The organism is Enterobacter sp. BRE11 (genome assembly GCF_031844285.1).
Lineage (GTDB): Bacteria > Pseudomonadota > Gammaproteobacteria > Enterobacterales > Enterobacteriaceae > Pantoea.
Genome location: NZ_JAUZUX010000019.1, coordinates 60,501 through 75,336 on the forward strand (window position 1 = coordinate 60,501; position 14,836 = coordinate 75,336).

Annotated in this window: 14 protein-coding genes; 7 read left to right on the forward strand and 7 right to left on the reverse strand. The window is 62.4% G+C overall.

All coding sequences use genetic code 11. From position 1 onward, the window contains the following. The 3 genes from Q9R34_RS18510 to mgtA all read right to left on the reverse strand — a co-directional run bounded on the left by Q9R34_RS18510 (position 1) and on the right by mgtA (position 4,760). The gene (locus Q9R34_RS18510; protein ID WP_485895612.1) at positions 1-1,695 is read right to left on the reverse strand and encodes a ShlB/FhaC/HecB family hemolysin secretion/activation protein; all 1,695 of its coding nucleotides are present in this window, start codon (positions 1,693-1,695) and stop codon (positions 1-3) included. A 271-nt stretch (positions 1,696-1,966) separates the two neighbouring features. Then, a complete protein-coding gene (mgtU, locus tag Q9R34_RS18515; protein WP_434127009.1) occupies positions 1,967-2,053 on the reverse strand; it encodes a magnesium transporter protection protein MgtU in 87 nt (28 codons plus the stop codon). Between the two features lie 10 nt (positions 2,054-2,063). Continuing rightward, positions 2,064-4,760: a magnesium-translocating P-type ATPase gene (mgtA, locus tag Q9R34_RS18520; RefSeq protein ID WP_485895613.1), complete on the reverse strand. Its 2,697-nt coding sequence runs from the start codon at positions 4,758-4,760 to the stop codon at positions 2,064-2,066. A 606-nt stretch (positions 4,761-5,366) separates the two neighbouring features. Here mgtA and Q9R34_RS18525 point away from each other — a divergent pair. The 6 genes from Q9R34_RS18525 to speG all read left to right on the forward strand — a co-directional run bounded on the left by Q9R34_RS18525 (position 5,367) and on the right by speG (position 10,947). Then, entirely contained in the window at positions 5,367-6,935 is a 1,569-nt protein-coding gene (locus Q9R34_RS18525) for an ABC transporter substrate-binding protein (RefSeq protein WP_485895615.1), read from the forward strand. Continuing rightward, the gene (locus Q9R34_RS18530; RefSeq protein ID WP_434126985.1) at positions 6,935-7,987 is read left to right on the forward strand and encodes an ABC transporter permease; all 1,053 of its coding nucleotides are present in this window, start codon (positions 6,935-6,937) and stop codon (positions 7,985-7,987) included. Before Q9R34_RS18525 ends, Q9R34_RS18530 begins: the two co-directional genes overlap by 1 nt. Next, a complete protein-coding gene (locus tag Q9R34_RS18535) occupies positions 7,984-8,841 on the forward strand; it encodes an ABC transporter permease (RefSeq protein ID WP_434126986.1) in 858 nt (285 codons plus the stop codon). Before Q9R34_RS18530 ends, Q9R34_RS18535 begins: the two co-directional genes overlap by 4 nt. Continuing rightward, on the forward strand, positions 8,831-9,664 hold the full coding sequence (locus tag Q9R34_RS18540) for an ABC transporter ATP-binding protein (protein ID WP_434126987.1): 834 nt from the start codon (positions 8,831-8,833) through the stop codon (positions 9,662-9,664). The genes Q9R34_RS18535 and Q9R34_RS18540 overlap by 11 nt, the downstream gene beginning before the upstream one ends. Then, entirely contained in the window at positions 9,657-10,334 is a 678-nt protein-coding gene (locus Q9R34_RS18545; protein ID WP_434126988.1) for an ABC transporter ATP-binding protein, read from the forward strand. The genes Q9R34_RS18540 and Q9R34_RS18545 overlap by 8 nt, the downstream gene beginning before the upstream one ends. A gap of 67 nt (positions 10,335-10,401) precedes the next feature. After that, positions 10,402-10,947 (forward strand): spermidine N1-acetyltransferase, encoded by a 546-nt coding sequence (speG, locus tag Q9R34_RS18550; protein ID WP_033791956.1) that lies wholly within the window; start codon positions 10,402-10,404, stop codon positions 10,945-10,947. 9 nt (positions 10,948-10,956) lie between these two features. Here the strand turns inward: speG and Q9R34_RS18555 are convergent, their stop codons facing one another. The 4 genes from Q9R34_RS18555 to Q9R34_RS18570 all read right to left on the reverse strand — a co-directional run bounded on the left by Q9R34_RS18555 (position 10,957) and on the right by Q9R34_RS18570 (position 14,262). Continuing rightward, complete coding sequence (locus tag Q9R34_RS18555; protein ID WP_033754089.1) at positions 10,957-11,376, reverse strand: hypothetical protein; 420 nt, start codon at positions 11,374-11,376, stop codon at positions 10,957-10,959. Positions 11,377-11,461: 85 nt separating this feature from the next. Further along, on the reverse strand, positions 11,462-12,397 hold the full coding sequence (gene mmuM / locus Q9R34_RS18560) for a homocysteine S-methyltransferase (RefSeq protein WP_434126989.1): 936 nt from the start codon (positions 12,395-12,397) through the stop codon (positions 11,462-11,464). Continuing rightward, on the reverse strand, positions 12,387-13,793 hold the full coding sequence (mmuP, locus tag Q9R34_RS18565) for an S-methylmethionine permease (RefSeq protein ID WP_485895619.1): 1,407 nt from the start codon (positions 13,791-13,793) through the stop codon (positions 12,387-12,389). Before mmuP ends, mmuM begins: the two co-directional genes overlap by 11 nt. Positions 13,794-13,926: 133 nt before the next feature. Next, positions 13,927-14,262, reverse strand: a complete 336-nt coding sequence (locus Q9R34_RS18570) for a DUF2002 family protein (protein WP_033754097.1) — start codon at positions 14,260-14,262, stop codon at positions 13,927-13,929. A 152-nt stretch (positions 14,263-14,414) separates the two neighbouring features. Between Q9R34_RS18570 and Q9R34_RS18575 the strand changes: the two genes are divergently transcribed. Continuing rightward, positions 14,415-14,732 (forward strand): DUF883 family protein, encoded by a 318-nt coding sequence (locus Q9R34_RS18575; RefSeq protein WP_434126991.1) that lies wholly within the window; start codon positions 14,415-14,417, stop codon positions 14,730-14,732. The last annotated feature ends 104 nt before the right edge of the window (positions 14,733-14,836 follow it).

Here is a 14,836-nt window from a genome sequence, read left to right on the forward strand (position 1 = left end):
TCAGTAGCTCCAGTTGAGGTTGAAGCCGAGCGTGACGTCGCTGGTGCGCAGGCCGTCCGGTTTAGAGAGCGGCGTGCCGATAAACAGGTCATAGCCGGTGTGGAACGCCTGACCGCGCAGCCCGGCCACCCCGCCCGCCAGGTGCTGGCCGGTGAGCAGCTCGCTGCCCGCGCCGCCCACCTCGCCATAGTCCACGCCGAGATAGAGCTCCTGCGCGGGCAGCGGCGTGCTCCAGGCAATGTCGTTGCGCAGATACCAGCCGCGGCTGGCATTGAGCGTGCGCTCGCCGTCGAAGCCGCGCACCGTCCAGCGGTTGCCGATGGAAAACTGCTCCTGCGGCGTGAGCGGCGTGCTGCTCATCTGGCGCAGATACTGCATGTTGTAACGAAAATGCTGATCGGCCAGCGTAAACGGCAGATTGAACTGCGCGTTAAGCTGCACGATTTTGCTCAGCGCCGTCGCCTCGCCGAAATACTCCTCCGGCGCGGGCTGGGCACCGAACCAGCGCGTGCCGCGCTGATAGCTGACCCCCGCGTCCAGCGTCGCCTGGCGGATGTAGTGACGATGCTGCAGGCCGATACGCCAGGCGGCGGTCTGTCGCCGCTGCACCTGCACCTCGGTGTCGTTGATATAGTTGCGGGTTTCGCGCGTCAGCACGTCATAGGTCAGCGACGTTTTCTGTGAACCGCTGCGGTGCAGCACGCGGCTGAGCTGTAAGTCGAGGCTTTGGCTTTTTCCGCTGTAGCGGTAGTCCTGATTGGTGCCGGCGACCGTCTGGTGATAGTCGTAGTCGCTGCCTGTGACGGAGAACATCCAGTAGCCGAACGGCACCGAATAGTGGCCGGTGACGTTTTTGCTGCCCTTGCCGCCCTGACCTTGCAGATCGTGCGTGGCAGAGAGGTAAAAGAGATCGCTCAGGGCGAAAGGGTTATCGAGCGACAGCGTGACGCCGCCTAAGTAACGGCCGGTGCTGCGGGTGCCGGAGTCGTCCAGCGACAGGCCGACGCGCCACATTTTTTGCTGCTTCCAGCGCACCTGAATATCGCTCTCGCCCGGCTGTTCGCCAGGCACCACCGACATATCCGCCTGCACGGTCGGCAGCCGCTGCAGGTTTTCCAGCCCCTGCTCGATATCGCGTAAATCCAGCAGGTTGCCGTCGTGTGCGGGAAAAGCGCTGTAGAGCCAGAGATGGCGATCGCTTTCCGGCGTCAGCTTCGCCTCCCGCACGTAGCCGGGCAGGATCACCAGCCGCAGCGCGCCGCTGTTGAGATCCTGCGAAGGTGCCAGCACGCGCGTGGTGACGTAGCCGTGATCCACCAGCCGGTTCTGCAGGGCGCTCATCAGCAGGTTAATGCCCTGCGCCCCCAGGCACTTGCCCTGCGCCTGGCTGGCGATGCGGCGCAGCGGCAGCCAGTGCGGCAGCGCCTGCTGCCCCTGCAGCTCGACGCGCGCAATGGGAAAACAGGGTTTTTCAGCGGGAAAGTCGATGCGTCCGAAGCTGGACGCGGGCGGCGAGAGCCGCACGTCGGGTGCCTTCGGTTCGATTTGCTGCTCCAGCGCCTGCTGGCGCTGTTGCTGCTGACGGATCTGTTCGCTGGTGTCAGGAAGCGCGTCGGCGGCCGCGGCCTGCGCGGTGAAAAAAGCGCCAGCCAGCAGCGAAAAAGAGAACAGAATAGATTTGTGCCGAAGATGCATCAGACAGTCCCTGTCGCGTAAAGTAATCGTAAATTATGTTAATTTAAGTAAAACTGGCTGCGTATTATCCATAAATTCGGGTTAGCGACAACTCTCTTCTGATGAATTTTCAGGCGAATTGTTTAAGGAATTTTACGATTTTGTACAGCGAGGCGCGGCCTGGATAGCAGCGTTGAGAAAGAGAGAAGAGGCCGAAAATTAAGGCCGTTAATAGCTGAGTGTCAGCGGGTAAAGCAAAATAAAGGCGGCGAGTCACCTCGCCGCCCGCGCGTTAGCGCACAATCACCGTCAGCAGAATCAGCGCGATAGCGATAAGCGCGACGCCGAGAAATGCCCGGTCGAGCCTTACTCTTTTCATCGCAGTGCTCCTAGAACCACTGGCCGAAGCGGCGGATATAGAACCGCTTCATGCCCTGCGCCACCAGGCAGTAGCCGAACAGCGTCGCCGCCAGCCAGGGGAAATAGGCGAGCGGCAGCGGCACCAGACCGACCATCGCGCCGAGCGGCGAGAAGGGAATGGCGATGCCGAGCGCCATAATGGCGAAGGTGGTCAGCAGCACCGGCAGCGCCGCGCGGCTCTGAATAAAAGGGATCTTCTGCGTGCGCAGCATATGCACCACCAGCGTCTGCGACAGCAGCCCTTCAACGAACCAGCCGGACTGAAACAGCGACTGCGCGCCCGCGTGATTCGCGCCGAAGACGTACCACATCAGCGCGAAGGTGGTGATATCGAACAGCGACGAGGTCGGCCCCATCCACAGCATAAAGCGGCGGATATTGCCCGCATCCCATTTACGCGGCTTGCGCAGGAACTCCGGGTCCATTTTGTCCCAGGGCAGCGCCAGCTGGGAGATGTCATACATCAGGTTCTGCAGCAGCAGATGAATCGACAGCATCGGCAGAAACGGAATAAAGGCGCTGGCGATCAACACGGAAAAGACGTTGCCGTAGTTAGAGCTGGCGGTCATGTTCAGGTACTTGATGATATTGCCGAAGGTTTCGCGCCCTTTCAGCACGCCCGCTTCCAGCACGCGCAGATCTTTCTCCAGCAGAATAATGTCGGAGGACTCTTTGGCGATATCCGCCGCGCTGTCGACCGAAATACCCATGTCGGCGTCGCGCAGCGCCGGGGCGTCGTTGATGCCGTCGCCGAGGAAGCCGACCGTATGGCCGTTCTGCTGGAACAGCCGCACCAGACGCGCTTTCTGCGGCGGCGTCAGCCTGGCGAACAGGCTGCTGCGCCCGGCGGCCTGCGCCAGCTCGATGTCGCTCATCGCCTCGATCTCATCGCCGGTCAGCATGCCGCTGGCGTCCAGCCCCACTTCGCGGCAGATGCGCGCCGTGATCGTCGGGTTGTCGCCGGTCAGCACCTTGACCGCCACGCCGCTGGCGCGCAGCGCCTTAATCGCTTCGCCTGCGCTCGCTTTCGGCGGATCGAGGAAGGTCAGCATCCCTTCCAGCGTCAGCTCGCGCTCCTCCGCCTGCGTCAGCGGCAGCGCAATCTCGCCCGCGCGCGTCGCCACCAGCAGCACGCGGAAGCCCTGCTGGTTATAGGTTTCAGCCAGCTTTTGCAGCGCCGTCCGCCGCGCCGCGCAGAGCGGCACGCATTCGCCGTTGACGCGCACGCGGGTTGATATGGCGAGCATCTCCTCAACGGCGCCTTTGCATACCAGCAGCGATTCGCCCTGCTGCAGATCTTCCAGCAGCACCGACAGGCGACGCCGCGCAAAATCGAAAGGCAGCTCATCCTGTTTGTGATAGCGGCTGCGCTGCGCCTCGCTGATGCGTCGCGCGCCCGCGCGCACCACCGCCCGATCCATCGGGTTTTTGCCGCCCGTCTGGCTGCTGCTGTTCAGCCAGCCGAGCAGCAGCACGCGTTCATCCTCTTCGCCCTCGCAGTTAAGGACGTGCGACAGCTGGATCTCATCCTGCGTCAGCGTGCCGGTTTTATCGGTGCAGAGCAGATCCATCGCGCCGAGGTTCTGGATGGCGTTAAGGCGTTTGACGATCACCTTGCGACGCGCCATCGCCATCGCCCCTTTCGCCAGGTTCGAGCTGACGATCATCGGCAGCATCTCCGGCGTCAGCCCCACGGCGACGGCCAGCGCGAACAGCGCGGCGTCGGTCCAGTCGCCTTTGCTGAAGCCGTTAATCAACAGCACCACCGGCACCATAATCAGCATAAAGCGGATCAGCAGCATGCTGACGCTGTTGACGCCGCGGTCGAACGCTGTCTGAGCGCGGCTGCCGACCAGCGATTTCGCCAGCGAGCCGAAGTAAGTCTCACTGCCGGTCGCCACCACCACGGCGCTGGCGCTGCCGCCTGAGACGCTGGCGCCCATCAGGCAGATGTTCTCCTGTTCCAGCAGGCTTTTGCCCGCCGACCGGCCGCTGCTGCTTTTCGCCGCCAGCTCGGCGCTGAGATCGACCTTCTCGACCGGCAGCGACTCGCCCGTCAGCACCGCCTGGCTTACGCAGAGATCGCGCGAACGGATCAGACGCACGTCAGCAGGCACCCGATCCCCCGCGCTGAGCAGCACGATATCGCCGGGCACCAGCTCGCGCATGGCGATCTCCTCCGGCGCGCCGTCGCGCATCACGGTCGCCGTGGTGCGCACCAGCGACTTCAGCGCCTGGGCAGCGCGATTGGTGCGAAACTCCTGCCAGAAACGCAGCAGCGCGCTCAGCGTCACCATGGTGCAGATGATGATCACGCCGGTCAGATCGCCCTCGTCCCCGGCGCGCAGCGGCAGCCAGTAGTCGGTGAAAAAGCTCACCGCCGCCAGCGCCAGCAGCACGTAGATAAAGGGGTTATGAAAGGCCATCAGCAGCTGTAGCAGCGCGGGTGGCGCTTTCTCCTGCGCCACCTCGTTAGGGCCGAACTGCGACAGACGGCGTTTCGCTTCCTGCTGGCTCAGCCCGTCAGCCTGACTGTGCAAGTGAGCCAGCGTCGCCTCGACCGTGCGATCCGCTTCCTGCTCGATTACATATTTTTTTGCACCGCTTCGCGCGGCGCGGCGGCTATTTTTTGTCAGCGTCTGGCTTTCCAGTTTTAATTCGGACATGGTGAATTCTCCCTGTAACAGGCAAAGCAATCCCGGCACGCGAAATCAGGCGTGCGTAATCAAAGAAAATATTTAAGGGAGTGCGTAGCGTGACGGGCGAATAAGCCGCAGGCGCGAACCGCTCGCCGCAAGGATCTCGCGACGCGGTAAGAAGACGCAGGCGCCGGGCGCAGCCGGTCAGCTACGCGAGCGAGGTGGAGGAAAAAGCGCGTGAGTGAAAAACAGCATAACGATCGCCCTACAATAAATAGCGTGTTCAGGGAGCAATCGTGACTAAAGAGGATCGCTGCCCGCCGGATGGCAAGCAGCATGGAAATTCAGCTTGCCGGTGTCAGTAACCAAATCGAATGACTGTCCAAGTGAATTCTCCAGTAGAAAGTTGCCGCTATTATAAGCGCGGCGAAAAAAGGATAAAGAATAAATTAAGGCTAAATACGCTTCGTTGAGGTTCTGTTTCTCTATACTTAGTTAACACCGCTTTGCGTCTCTTATAACCAGAGCGCCGCCCTTATAACCTTTATGCATAAGGTTAGCCCATAATAGACTATTCTTCCTTCAAGCCCTCTCGTACACTCGCGTGACTACTTTATAAGGCAAGGAATTACCATGAAAAAAACCGCTGCTTCCCTGTTGGCGCTTTCGCTGACAGCCGCCTTTGCCGCACAGGCCTCTACGCCAAAAGATACGCTGGTTATCGCACAGTCTATCGATGACGCCGACAGCTTCGATCCTGCCAAAGGATTTGAACTGACCAGCGTGCAGGCCTTTACCAATATCTATCAGCGCCTGGTTCAGTCCGATCCGCAAAACCCGACGGATCTGAAACCGACGCTCGCCAGCAGCTGGCAGCCGGGCAGCGATAACCGCAGCCTGACCTTTGAGCTGCGCAAAGACGCTAAATTCTCCAGCGGCAACCCGCTGCGCCCGGAAGATGTCATCTTCTCACTGGGCCGCGTGGTGAAGCTCAATCTCGATCCCTCTTTTATCCTGACGCAGCTTGGCTGGACCAAAGAGAACGTCGACGGCTTCCTGAAGAAAGTCGATGACAACCACGTGCAGATCAGCTGGAGCGCCAACGTCAGCCCGACCTATGTGCTGAGCCTGCTCTCCGCGCCGGTCTCCTCTATCGTCGATGAAAAAACCGTGATGGCGAACGCGAAGAACGGCGATCTGGGCAACGGCTGGCTGGCAACCAACTCGGCGGGCAGCGGCCCCTATCAGATCCGTAAAGTGGTACTGCATCAGGTGGTGCTGCTGAGCGCCAACCCGACCTCGCCGGCCGGCGCGCCGAAACTGAAAAACGTGCTGATTAAAAATGTGCCGGAGCCGGCGGCGCGCCGTCTGCTGCTGGAGCAGGGCGACGCGGATATCGCGCGTAACCTCGGTGCCGATCAGATCGCCTCGTTGAAAGGCAAGGCGGGCGTGAAGACGGAAGCCTACCCGATGGCGTCGCTCTACTACATTCAGTTCAACGTCGGCGGCAACGAGACCCTGAAGAACCCGGCGCTGTGGGAAGCGGCGCGCTACCTGTTCGACTATAAGGGCATCGCCAACGACCTGCTGAAAGGCCAGTTCGACGTGCATCAGACCTTCCTGCCAAAAGGCTTCCTCGGCGCGGTCAACGATACCCCTTACAGCTACGATCCGGAAAAGGCAAAAGCGATTCTGCAGAAAGCGGGCCTGACCAACGTCAGCTTCGATCTCTCCACCAGCAACCAGCCGCCCTACCTCGATATCGCGCAGGCGCTGCAGGGCAGCTTTGCCAAAGGCGGCGTGAAGATCAACGTGCAGCCGGGCCTGAGTTCGGAAGTCTCCACCAGCGTGAAGGCGCACAAATATCAGGCGACGCTGAACGCCTGGGGCGCGGACTACTTCGATCCCAACACCAACGCCGCTTCGTTCGCCTATAACCCGGAAGATGGCAGCAAAACCATCGCTTACCGCTCCGACTGGCATATTCCCGAGCTGAACAAGCAGGTGCTGGCGGCGACCGCAGAGAGCGATCCGCAGAAGCGTGTGGCGCTCTACAAAGCGATGCAGGAATCGGTGCTGAAAAACTCGCCGTACGTGATCGGCCTGCAGGCGCGTAACCTGGTGGCGCTGCGCGATAACCTGAAAGGCTACGTGCAGGGCATCAACCCTGACATGGTCTACTACTCGCAGGTCAGCAAATAATGGCGCAGTCAGCCTCGGAGGCCGGGTTCGCCCGGCTACTCTGGCCGCGCCTGTCGCGGCTGGTCACCAGCCTGCTGTCGCTGCTGGTGACGCTGCTTGGGCTGCTGGCCTTTACCTTTATGCTCTCCCACCTTTCGCCGGTGGATCCGGTGCAGCAGATCGCCGGCGATCACGCCAGCGAAGCGACCTATGCGCAGGTGCGCCACGAGCTGGGGCTGGATCAGCCGGTGCTGGTGCAGTTCTGGCGCTACCTCGAACACCTGGCGCGCGGCGACCTCGGCCTTTCCCACCTGACCAATCAGCCGGTGGCGCACGATCTGATGCAGACCTTCCCCGCGACTATTGAGCTGGCGACCTGCTCGATGATCTTCGCCGCCCTGTTCGGCGTCAGCCTGGCGCTGCTCGCCGCCTGGAAGCCCGGCAGCGTGATTGACAACGTGGCGCGCTTCGTCTCCCTGCTCGGCTATTCGGTGCCGGTGTTCTGGCTCGGCCTGCTCGGGCTGCTGCTGTTTTACGCCGTGCTGCACTGGTCCGCCGGGCCGGGACGGCTCGACGATCTCTACGTCTATACGCTGGAGCCGAAAACCGGCTTCGTGCTGATCGACAGCTGGCTCTCTGGCGATCGCGAGATGTTCCGCAACGCTATCGCCCATCTCTGGCTGCCGGTGGTGATCCTTGGCCTGCTGGCGATGGCGGGCATTACCCGTCTGCTGCGCGCCGCGCTGCTGGAAGAGAGTAGCAAAGAGTATGTGACGCTGGCGCGCGCCAAGGGCGCCGGTCGCGGCCGCATCTTGCTGCGCCATATTTTTCCCAACGTGCTGGGCACGCTGGTGACGGTGATCGCCCTCTCCTACGCCACGCTGCTGGAGGGCTCGGTGCTGACCGAGACCGTCTTCGCCTGGCCGGGCGTCGGGCGCTATATGACCAACGCGCTCTTTTCGGCCGACGTACCGGCCATCCTCGGCTCTACGCTGCTGATTGGCGCCTGCTTCATCCTGCTTAACGCCCTGGCGGACGCCCTAACCTGGTTAACCGATCCGAGAACCCGATGACGCAACAACTCTCTGAACTCGAAACCGTGCGGCCGCGCCGCCGCCGTCGCCGCGTCACCTCGCTAACCATCGGCCTGACGCTGGTGGCGATCCTGGTGCTGACCGCCCTGCTCGCGCCGCTGCTCGCGCCCTTCGATCCCAACCTGCAGACCATTTCGGCGCGCCTGCTGCCGCCCTCGGCGCAGCACTGGTTCGGCACCGACGGCTTCGGCCGCGATCTGCTCTCCCGCGTGATCTACGGCGCGCGCCCGACGCTGCTGCTGGTGTCGCTGATCCTGGTGCTGACCATTCCGGTCGGCCTGCTGGTCGGTATTACCGCCGGCTACGTTGGCGGCTGGACGGAGCGCGTGCTGATGCGCATTACCGATATCTTTCTTTCGCTGCCGAACCTGGTGATCGCGCTGGCGCTGGTGGCGATGCTCGGCCCCGGCCTGATGAACGGCGCGCTGGCGCTGGCGCTCACCAGCTGGCCGCCCTTCGCCCGCCAGGCGCGCGCCGAGACCCTGGCGCTGCGCCGCAGCGACTATCTGGCCGCCGCGCGGATGCAGGGCATCACCGGGCTGCGCCTGATGTTCGGCCATATTCTGCCGCTCTGCCTGCCCACCGCCGTGGTGCGCGCCGCGCTCAGCCTCGGCGGCATTATTCTCTCCGCCGCCGGCCTTGGCTTTCTCGGCATGGGCGTGCAGCCGCCGACCGCCGAATGGGGTTCGATGGTAGCGGAAGGCAGTAAAGTGATTTTCGACCAGTGGTGGGTCGCCGCCGCCCCCGGCGCGGCGATTCTGTTCGCCAGCCTGGCCTTTAACCTGACAGGCGACGGCCTGCGCGACCGACTGGATACCCGCCATGCCAAATGATCTGTTACTTCACGCCGAGTCGCTAAGCATCCGCAGCGACGACGCGCTGCTGGTGGAGGACATCAGCTTCCGCATCGGCCGCGAGCGCGTGGCGCTGGTGGGCGAATCGGGCTCCGGCAAATCGCTGACCGCGCGCACGCTGATGGGGCTGCTCTCCCCTGCGCTGCACCTGAATGCCCAGAAGCTGGAGGTGGCGGGCCACGATGCGCTGCACCTGAGCGAAAAAGCCTGGAGCGCGCTGCGCGGCGATACGGTGGCGATGGTGATGCAGGACCCGAAATATGCGCTCAACCCGACGCGCACCATCGGCTGGCAGGTCGAGGAGCCGCTGCTGCTGCACCGCCGCCTGAGCCGCAGCGAGCGCAAGGAGAAGGTGTGCGAGATGCTCGACGCCGTAGGCCTGCCGCAGCCGCGCCAGCTGATGCAGCGCTATCCACACCAGCTTTCCGGCGGCATGGGCCAGCGCGTGATGCTGGCGATCGCGCTGATTACCGATCCCGCCTTTTTGATCGCCGACGAGCCGACCTCGGCGCTCGACCACGCCATGCGCGATCAGGTGCTGGCGCTGATCCGTCGCCTGGTCGAGGCGCGCAATATGGGTCTGCTGCTAATCAGCCACGACCTGCAGCAGGTCTCCGAACACTGCGAACGCGTGATGGTGATGTACAAAGGCCGCATGCTCGATACGCTGCCCGCCGCCGATCTGCCGCGCGCCACCCATCCCTATACGCGCACGCTCTGGTCGTGCCGTCCGAGCAAAGCGACCCACGGCCAGCCGCTGCCGGTGCTGGATCGCGCCGCGCTGGAGGCGAACCATGATTAATCTTCAGCGGCTGAGCGTCGCGCACAAGCAGGGCTACGAGCTGCGCACCGTGGTGCACGAGGTCGATCTGCAGGTCAACGCCGGTGAGTGCTTCGGCCTGGTGGGCCCGTCCGGCTGCGGCAAGTCGTCGCTGCTGTGGGTGATGGCCGGGCTGAATCCGCACTGGCAGGGAAAAATGGCGCTGGCGGGCAGCGACGTCGCGCCGGGCAAACCCTTTACCGGCCAGCTGCGCCGCGACGTGCAGATGGTGTTTCAGGATCCCTACGCCTCGCTGCATCCGCGCCACCGCCTGCGCCGCACCCTGGCGGAGCCGCTGAAGCTGCTGCGCCGCGACAATATCGACGACCGCATCGATCAGGGCTTTCGCCACGTCGGGCTCGATCCGGCGCTGGCGGCGCGCTATCCGCATCAGCTCTCCGGCGGCCAGCGCCAGCGCGTGGCGATCGTGCGCGCGCTGCTGCTGGAGCCGAAAATCCTGCTGCTGGATGAGCCGACCTCGGCGCTCGATATGTCGGTACAGGCGGAGATCCTTAACCTGCTGAACGATCTCAAGCGCGACGACGGTTTGACCATGGTGCTGGTCAGCCACGATCCCGACGTGATCGACCATATGTGCGACCGCGCCGCGCGCATGGCGCAGGGGCGCATCGTCGAGCAGATTGGCGCATAACGGTTCGCGCGAGCTGGCGCGCCTTGTGCGCTATACTCGCGCGGAATCTGTCTGCAAAGAGGTGACCATGACGGTTAAGCTACGCCCGCTGGAGCGGGAAGATCTGCACTTCGTTCATCAGCTGGATAACAACGCCAGCGTTATGCGCTACTGGTTCGAAGAGCCCTATGAGGCCTTTGTTGAACTCTCCGATCTCTATAACAAGCACATTCACGACCAGAGCGAACGCCGCTTCGTCGTGGAGCACGACGGCCAGAAAGCCGGGCTGGTGGAGCTGGTGGAAATTAACCACGTGCATCGTCGCGCCGAGTTTCAGATCATTATCGATCCGGCGCATCAGGGCAAAGGGCTGGCGAGCCAGGCGGCGAAGCTGGCGATGGAGTACGGTTTTTCAGTGCTGAATCTCTACAAGCTCTATCTGATCGTCGATCAGGAGAATGAGAAGGCGATTCACATCTACAGCAAGCTGGGATTTGAGACGGAAGGGGTGCTGAAGCACGAGTTCTTTATCAACGGCGAGTATCGCAACACCATCCGCATGTGCATTTTCCAGCATCAGTTTCTGGAAAGGTTCCGCTCAGGCGGCGCGATGGTGAAACCCACCGCGCAGTAGTCGTCGCCGCTAGCCGCGCGCGCCAACCGGATTGAGGAAAGGCCGCGGATGGTCCGGCTGGAGGTTGTACATTCCACCGTTAAAGGGATCGACCAGCAGCCAGCCGGGAAAACCGCCCAGCGGAATATTGCCCAGCAGATACCAGAGGTTCGCTTTGCCTTCGATCGGCAGCGTCACCGGCACGTAGCCCGGACTCTCCAGCATCACCTGATAGTGCTTCTTGCCGAAATAGCGGCCGGTCGACTTCGCCAGCTCCACGGTTTGCGGCGTATAGCCCTCCGCCACCGAACGCCCATCTTCATCCTGTACGGTAAAGCGCGCGCCCTGCGGCAGCGAGTCGATACGCACCGCCTGGGTCGAGGAGCCGACAATCGAGGCGCAGCCGCTAAGCAGCAGCGCGGCGGCAAGGATAAGAAGTCGCTGTTTCATGAAGGGATCCGCTTAAGGGTCAGAAAGGGCAGTGTAAACCGCCCTTGCAGGGTTAATCGCCCTATCATCGCCTGTTTTCTGCGCTTTATTGCGGTTGACAGCCGTGCGCAATCGCCGCGATATCCTGCGGCGTGGTGCGGCAACAGCCGCCAATCAGCCGCGCGCCGGCGGCGCGCCACTCAGGCAGCTTGTCATGCAGCGTGCAGCCCGACGGCGCGGAGTGCCAGGTTTTGCTGACGGCGTCATACTGCTCGCCGGAGTTGGGATAGACCACCAGCGGCTTGCTGGTCAGCGTCTGTAGCTGCTGGAGCGCTGGCGTCGCCTGCTCCAGCGCGACGCAGTTAATGCCCAGCGCGACGATCTGCGGCTGCGCCTGCAGGAAAGCCGCCACCTCGCGCAACGGCGTGCCGTCGCTGATGTGCTGCGCGTCGCGCAGCGTAAAGGAGAACCAGGCCTGCGCCTCGGGAAACGCCGCCAGCAGCGCGGTGAGCGCCCGCGCTTCGGCAAACGAGGGCAGCGTTTCGCACGCCAGCAGGTCGGCACCCGCCGCCAGCAGCGCCTGCACGCGCGGACGGTGAAACGCCTTCATCTCCTCTTCCGGCAGCGCATAGTCGCCGCGGTATTCCGCGCCGTTGGCGAGGAAAGCGCCGTAAGGCCCGACCGAGCCCGCTACCAGCAGCGCGGCCTGGCTGCCGCTTGCGGCGCGATAGTCGTCGCGCGCGCGCCGCGCCAGCTCAACGCTGCGGGCGATAAGCTGCAGCGACTGCGCCTCATCCAGCCCGCGCGCGGCGAAGCCCTGCGGCGTCGCCTGATAGCTGGCGGTAATGGCGACGCGCGCGCCGGCGGCGAAATAGTCGTAGTGTACCTGATAGATCAGCTCAGGATTTTCCATCAGCACCTTAGCGGACCAGAGGGCGTCCGCCAGGTTGCAGCCGCGCGCCTCCAGTTCGGTCGCCAGCGCGCCGTCCAGAATCAGCATGTCGCTTTCAGCCAGCGCCTGCGCCACGGAATTATGCTGCATCTTTGGCCTCCTCAGCCTGCGATTTTTTATGGGTAACAGCGTAAACCGCATAGCAGAGCAGCACAAAGGGAATGCCGCACCAGAGCGCAATGCGCTGCGAAGGGTCGAACGCCAGTCCGACGCACGCCAGCAGACAGAGGGCGAAGCCCAGTATCGGCGTCAGCGGATAGAACGGCGCGCGGTAGAGCAGCTCGCCCAGCGCCCTGCCCTGCGCCAGATGACGGCGGCGGAACATGTAGTGCGAGGCGCAGATGCTGAGCCAGACGGCGACCACCGCGAAGCCGGAGATGGCCGACAGCGCGACGAACACCGTGTCCGGCGCGATAACGCTGGAGAGCAGCGCCAGCACGCCGCCCAGCATGCTGACGGTAATCGCCAGCTGCGGTACGCCGCGTTGATTGACGCGGGCGAAGCAGCGCGGCAGCGTCTTTTCATTCGCCAGCGACCAGAGCATGCGCCCCGAGGCGTAGAGCCCGGAGTTGGCCGCCGAGAGGATCGCCGTAAGAATAACGAAGTTAACGATATCGGCCGCGTAAGGAATACCGATCTTTTCAAACACCACCACAAAGGGGCTTTTGACGATCCCCGCCTGCTCCATCGGGATCAGCGCCGCCAGCACCAGCACCGTGCCGACGAAGAAGATAATCAGTCGCGCCACCGTGGTGCGGATCGCCAGCGGCAGCACCTTCTGTGGATTTTCCGTTTCCCCTGCGGCGATGCCGATCAGCTCGGTGCCGGAAAAGGCGAAGTTAACCGCCACCATAGTCATGATAATCGGCAGCACGCCGTGCGGCAGCCAGCCGTGCTGGGTGAGATTGCCCAGTCCCGGCGCGGCGCTGCCGTCTTTCAGCGGGATAAAGCCGAACATCGCCGCCGCGCCCAGCACGATAAAGGCGATGATGGTGACAACCTTGATGAGGGAAAACCAAAACTCCCCTTCGGCGAAAAAACGCGTGGAGATGATATTCAGTAAGTAGATGGCGACGCAGAACAGCAGACACCAGATCCATACCGGGACCTGGGGAAACCAGTACTGCATACAGAAGCCCGCGGCGGTAAAGCTGGAGCCGAGCGCCACCGTCCAGGTAAGCCAGTAGAGCCAGGCGACGGTGTAGCCGGTAGCCGGGCTGAGGTAGCGCGCGGCGTAGACGTGAAAGGCGCCGGTTTCCGGCATCGCCACCGACAGCTCGCCGAGGCAGACCATCACCAGCCAGACCACCAGCGCGCCGATCAGGTAGGCAAGCAGCGTGCCCGCCGCGCCGGTGGTGGAAATGATATAGCCGGTATTAAAAAACAGCCCGGTGCCGATCACGCCGCCCAGCGATAGCATCACCAGATGGCGCGTTTTCATCGTGCGTTTGAATTGTTCCCGTGACGGGTTTTCCTGTTCACTCATCTTCTTATCCATATGGACGTCTAAACATCTATATGGCAGGGTTATACGCGTCGCCGCCGGGAATTGCAACGTGATAAAAGATAAGGTTTTGCTAAAAAAGCGCCGCGCCCCGCGCTGACGGGGCTGGCCGCCGTCAGCCGAAGACGCTTTGCAGATAGCGCTCCAGCGCGATGCGCGAACTGAATCCGTGGGGAATGCCGTAGTGCTCCTGCGACTCGCCCGCCAGATAGAGCGGAAACCGCGTATAGTGATCGCAGGTTTTCATCTCTGACGCCGGTTCGGCGAACGGCTGACTCTTCTCTTTTAGCGTGGGGTGGATCACCAGCGCCGTGCGTCCCATACGGGCTTCGCGGTTAACATAGACATAGCTGTCGCCACGACGATAGCCGTAAGCTTTGGGCGTGACCTCGTCAACTTCGAATCCCGCCTTCTCCAGAACGCGCGCTACCTCATCGGGTCGTAAATACATGCTCTTTCCTCTCTTCTTTCAAGCCTCGCAACCTTACAACAGCACGCCGCTGTGCGGCTTTCGGAATTTCCCTAAACCCCGGATGTGCCGATGCGTTTATCTCTGCATCGTCTACACTCAGTATTACGTTTAAAATCAAAGGGAGCGAAAAAATGTTTAATCGAACCACTAAAAACGATGACATTGATGTTAACCAGGATGTGAACGATCTCGCTGATTCACTGGAAGCGCTGCTGAAATCTTACGGCAGTGAAGCGAAAGATGAGGTGGACTCTGCGCGCAGCCAGGCGCAGGCGCTGCTGAAGCAGACGCGTGCGAAACTGAACGGCGGTCATAATCGCGTCTCGCAGGCAGCGCGCGATGCGGGCTACCAGGTTGACGCCTACGTGCACGACAAGCCCTGGCACGGTGTGGGCATCGGCGCCGCGGTCGGCCTGGTGTTAGGCGCGCTGCTGGTCGGTCGCCGCTAATCTCATCAGAACTTTCAAGGCCTCGCGCAAGCGGGGCTTTTTTTCGCCCTTTACCCGCCTCGGCCTATTTAAAATTTTTTTCTCCTGCCCCGATCCCCATGCTG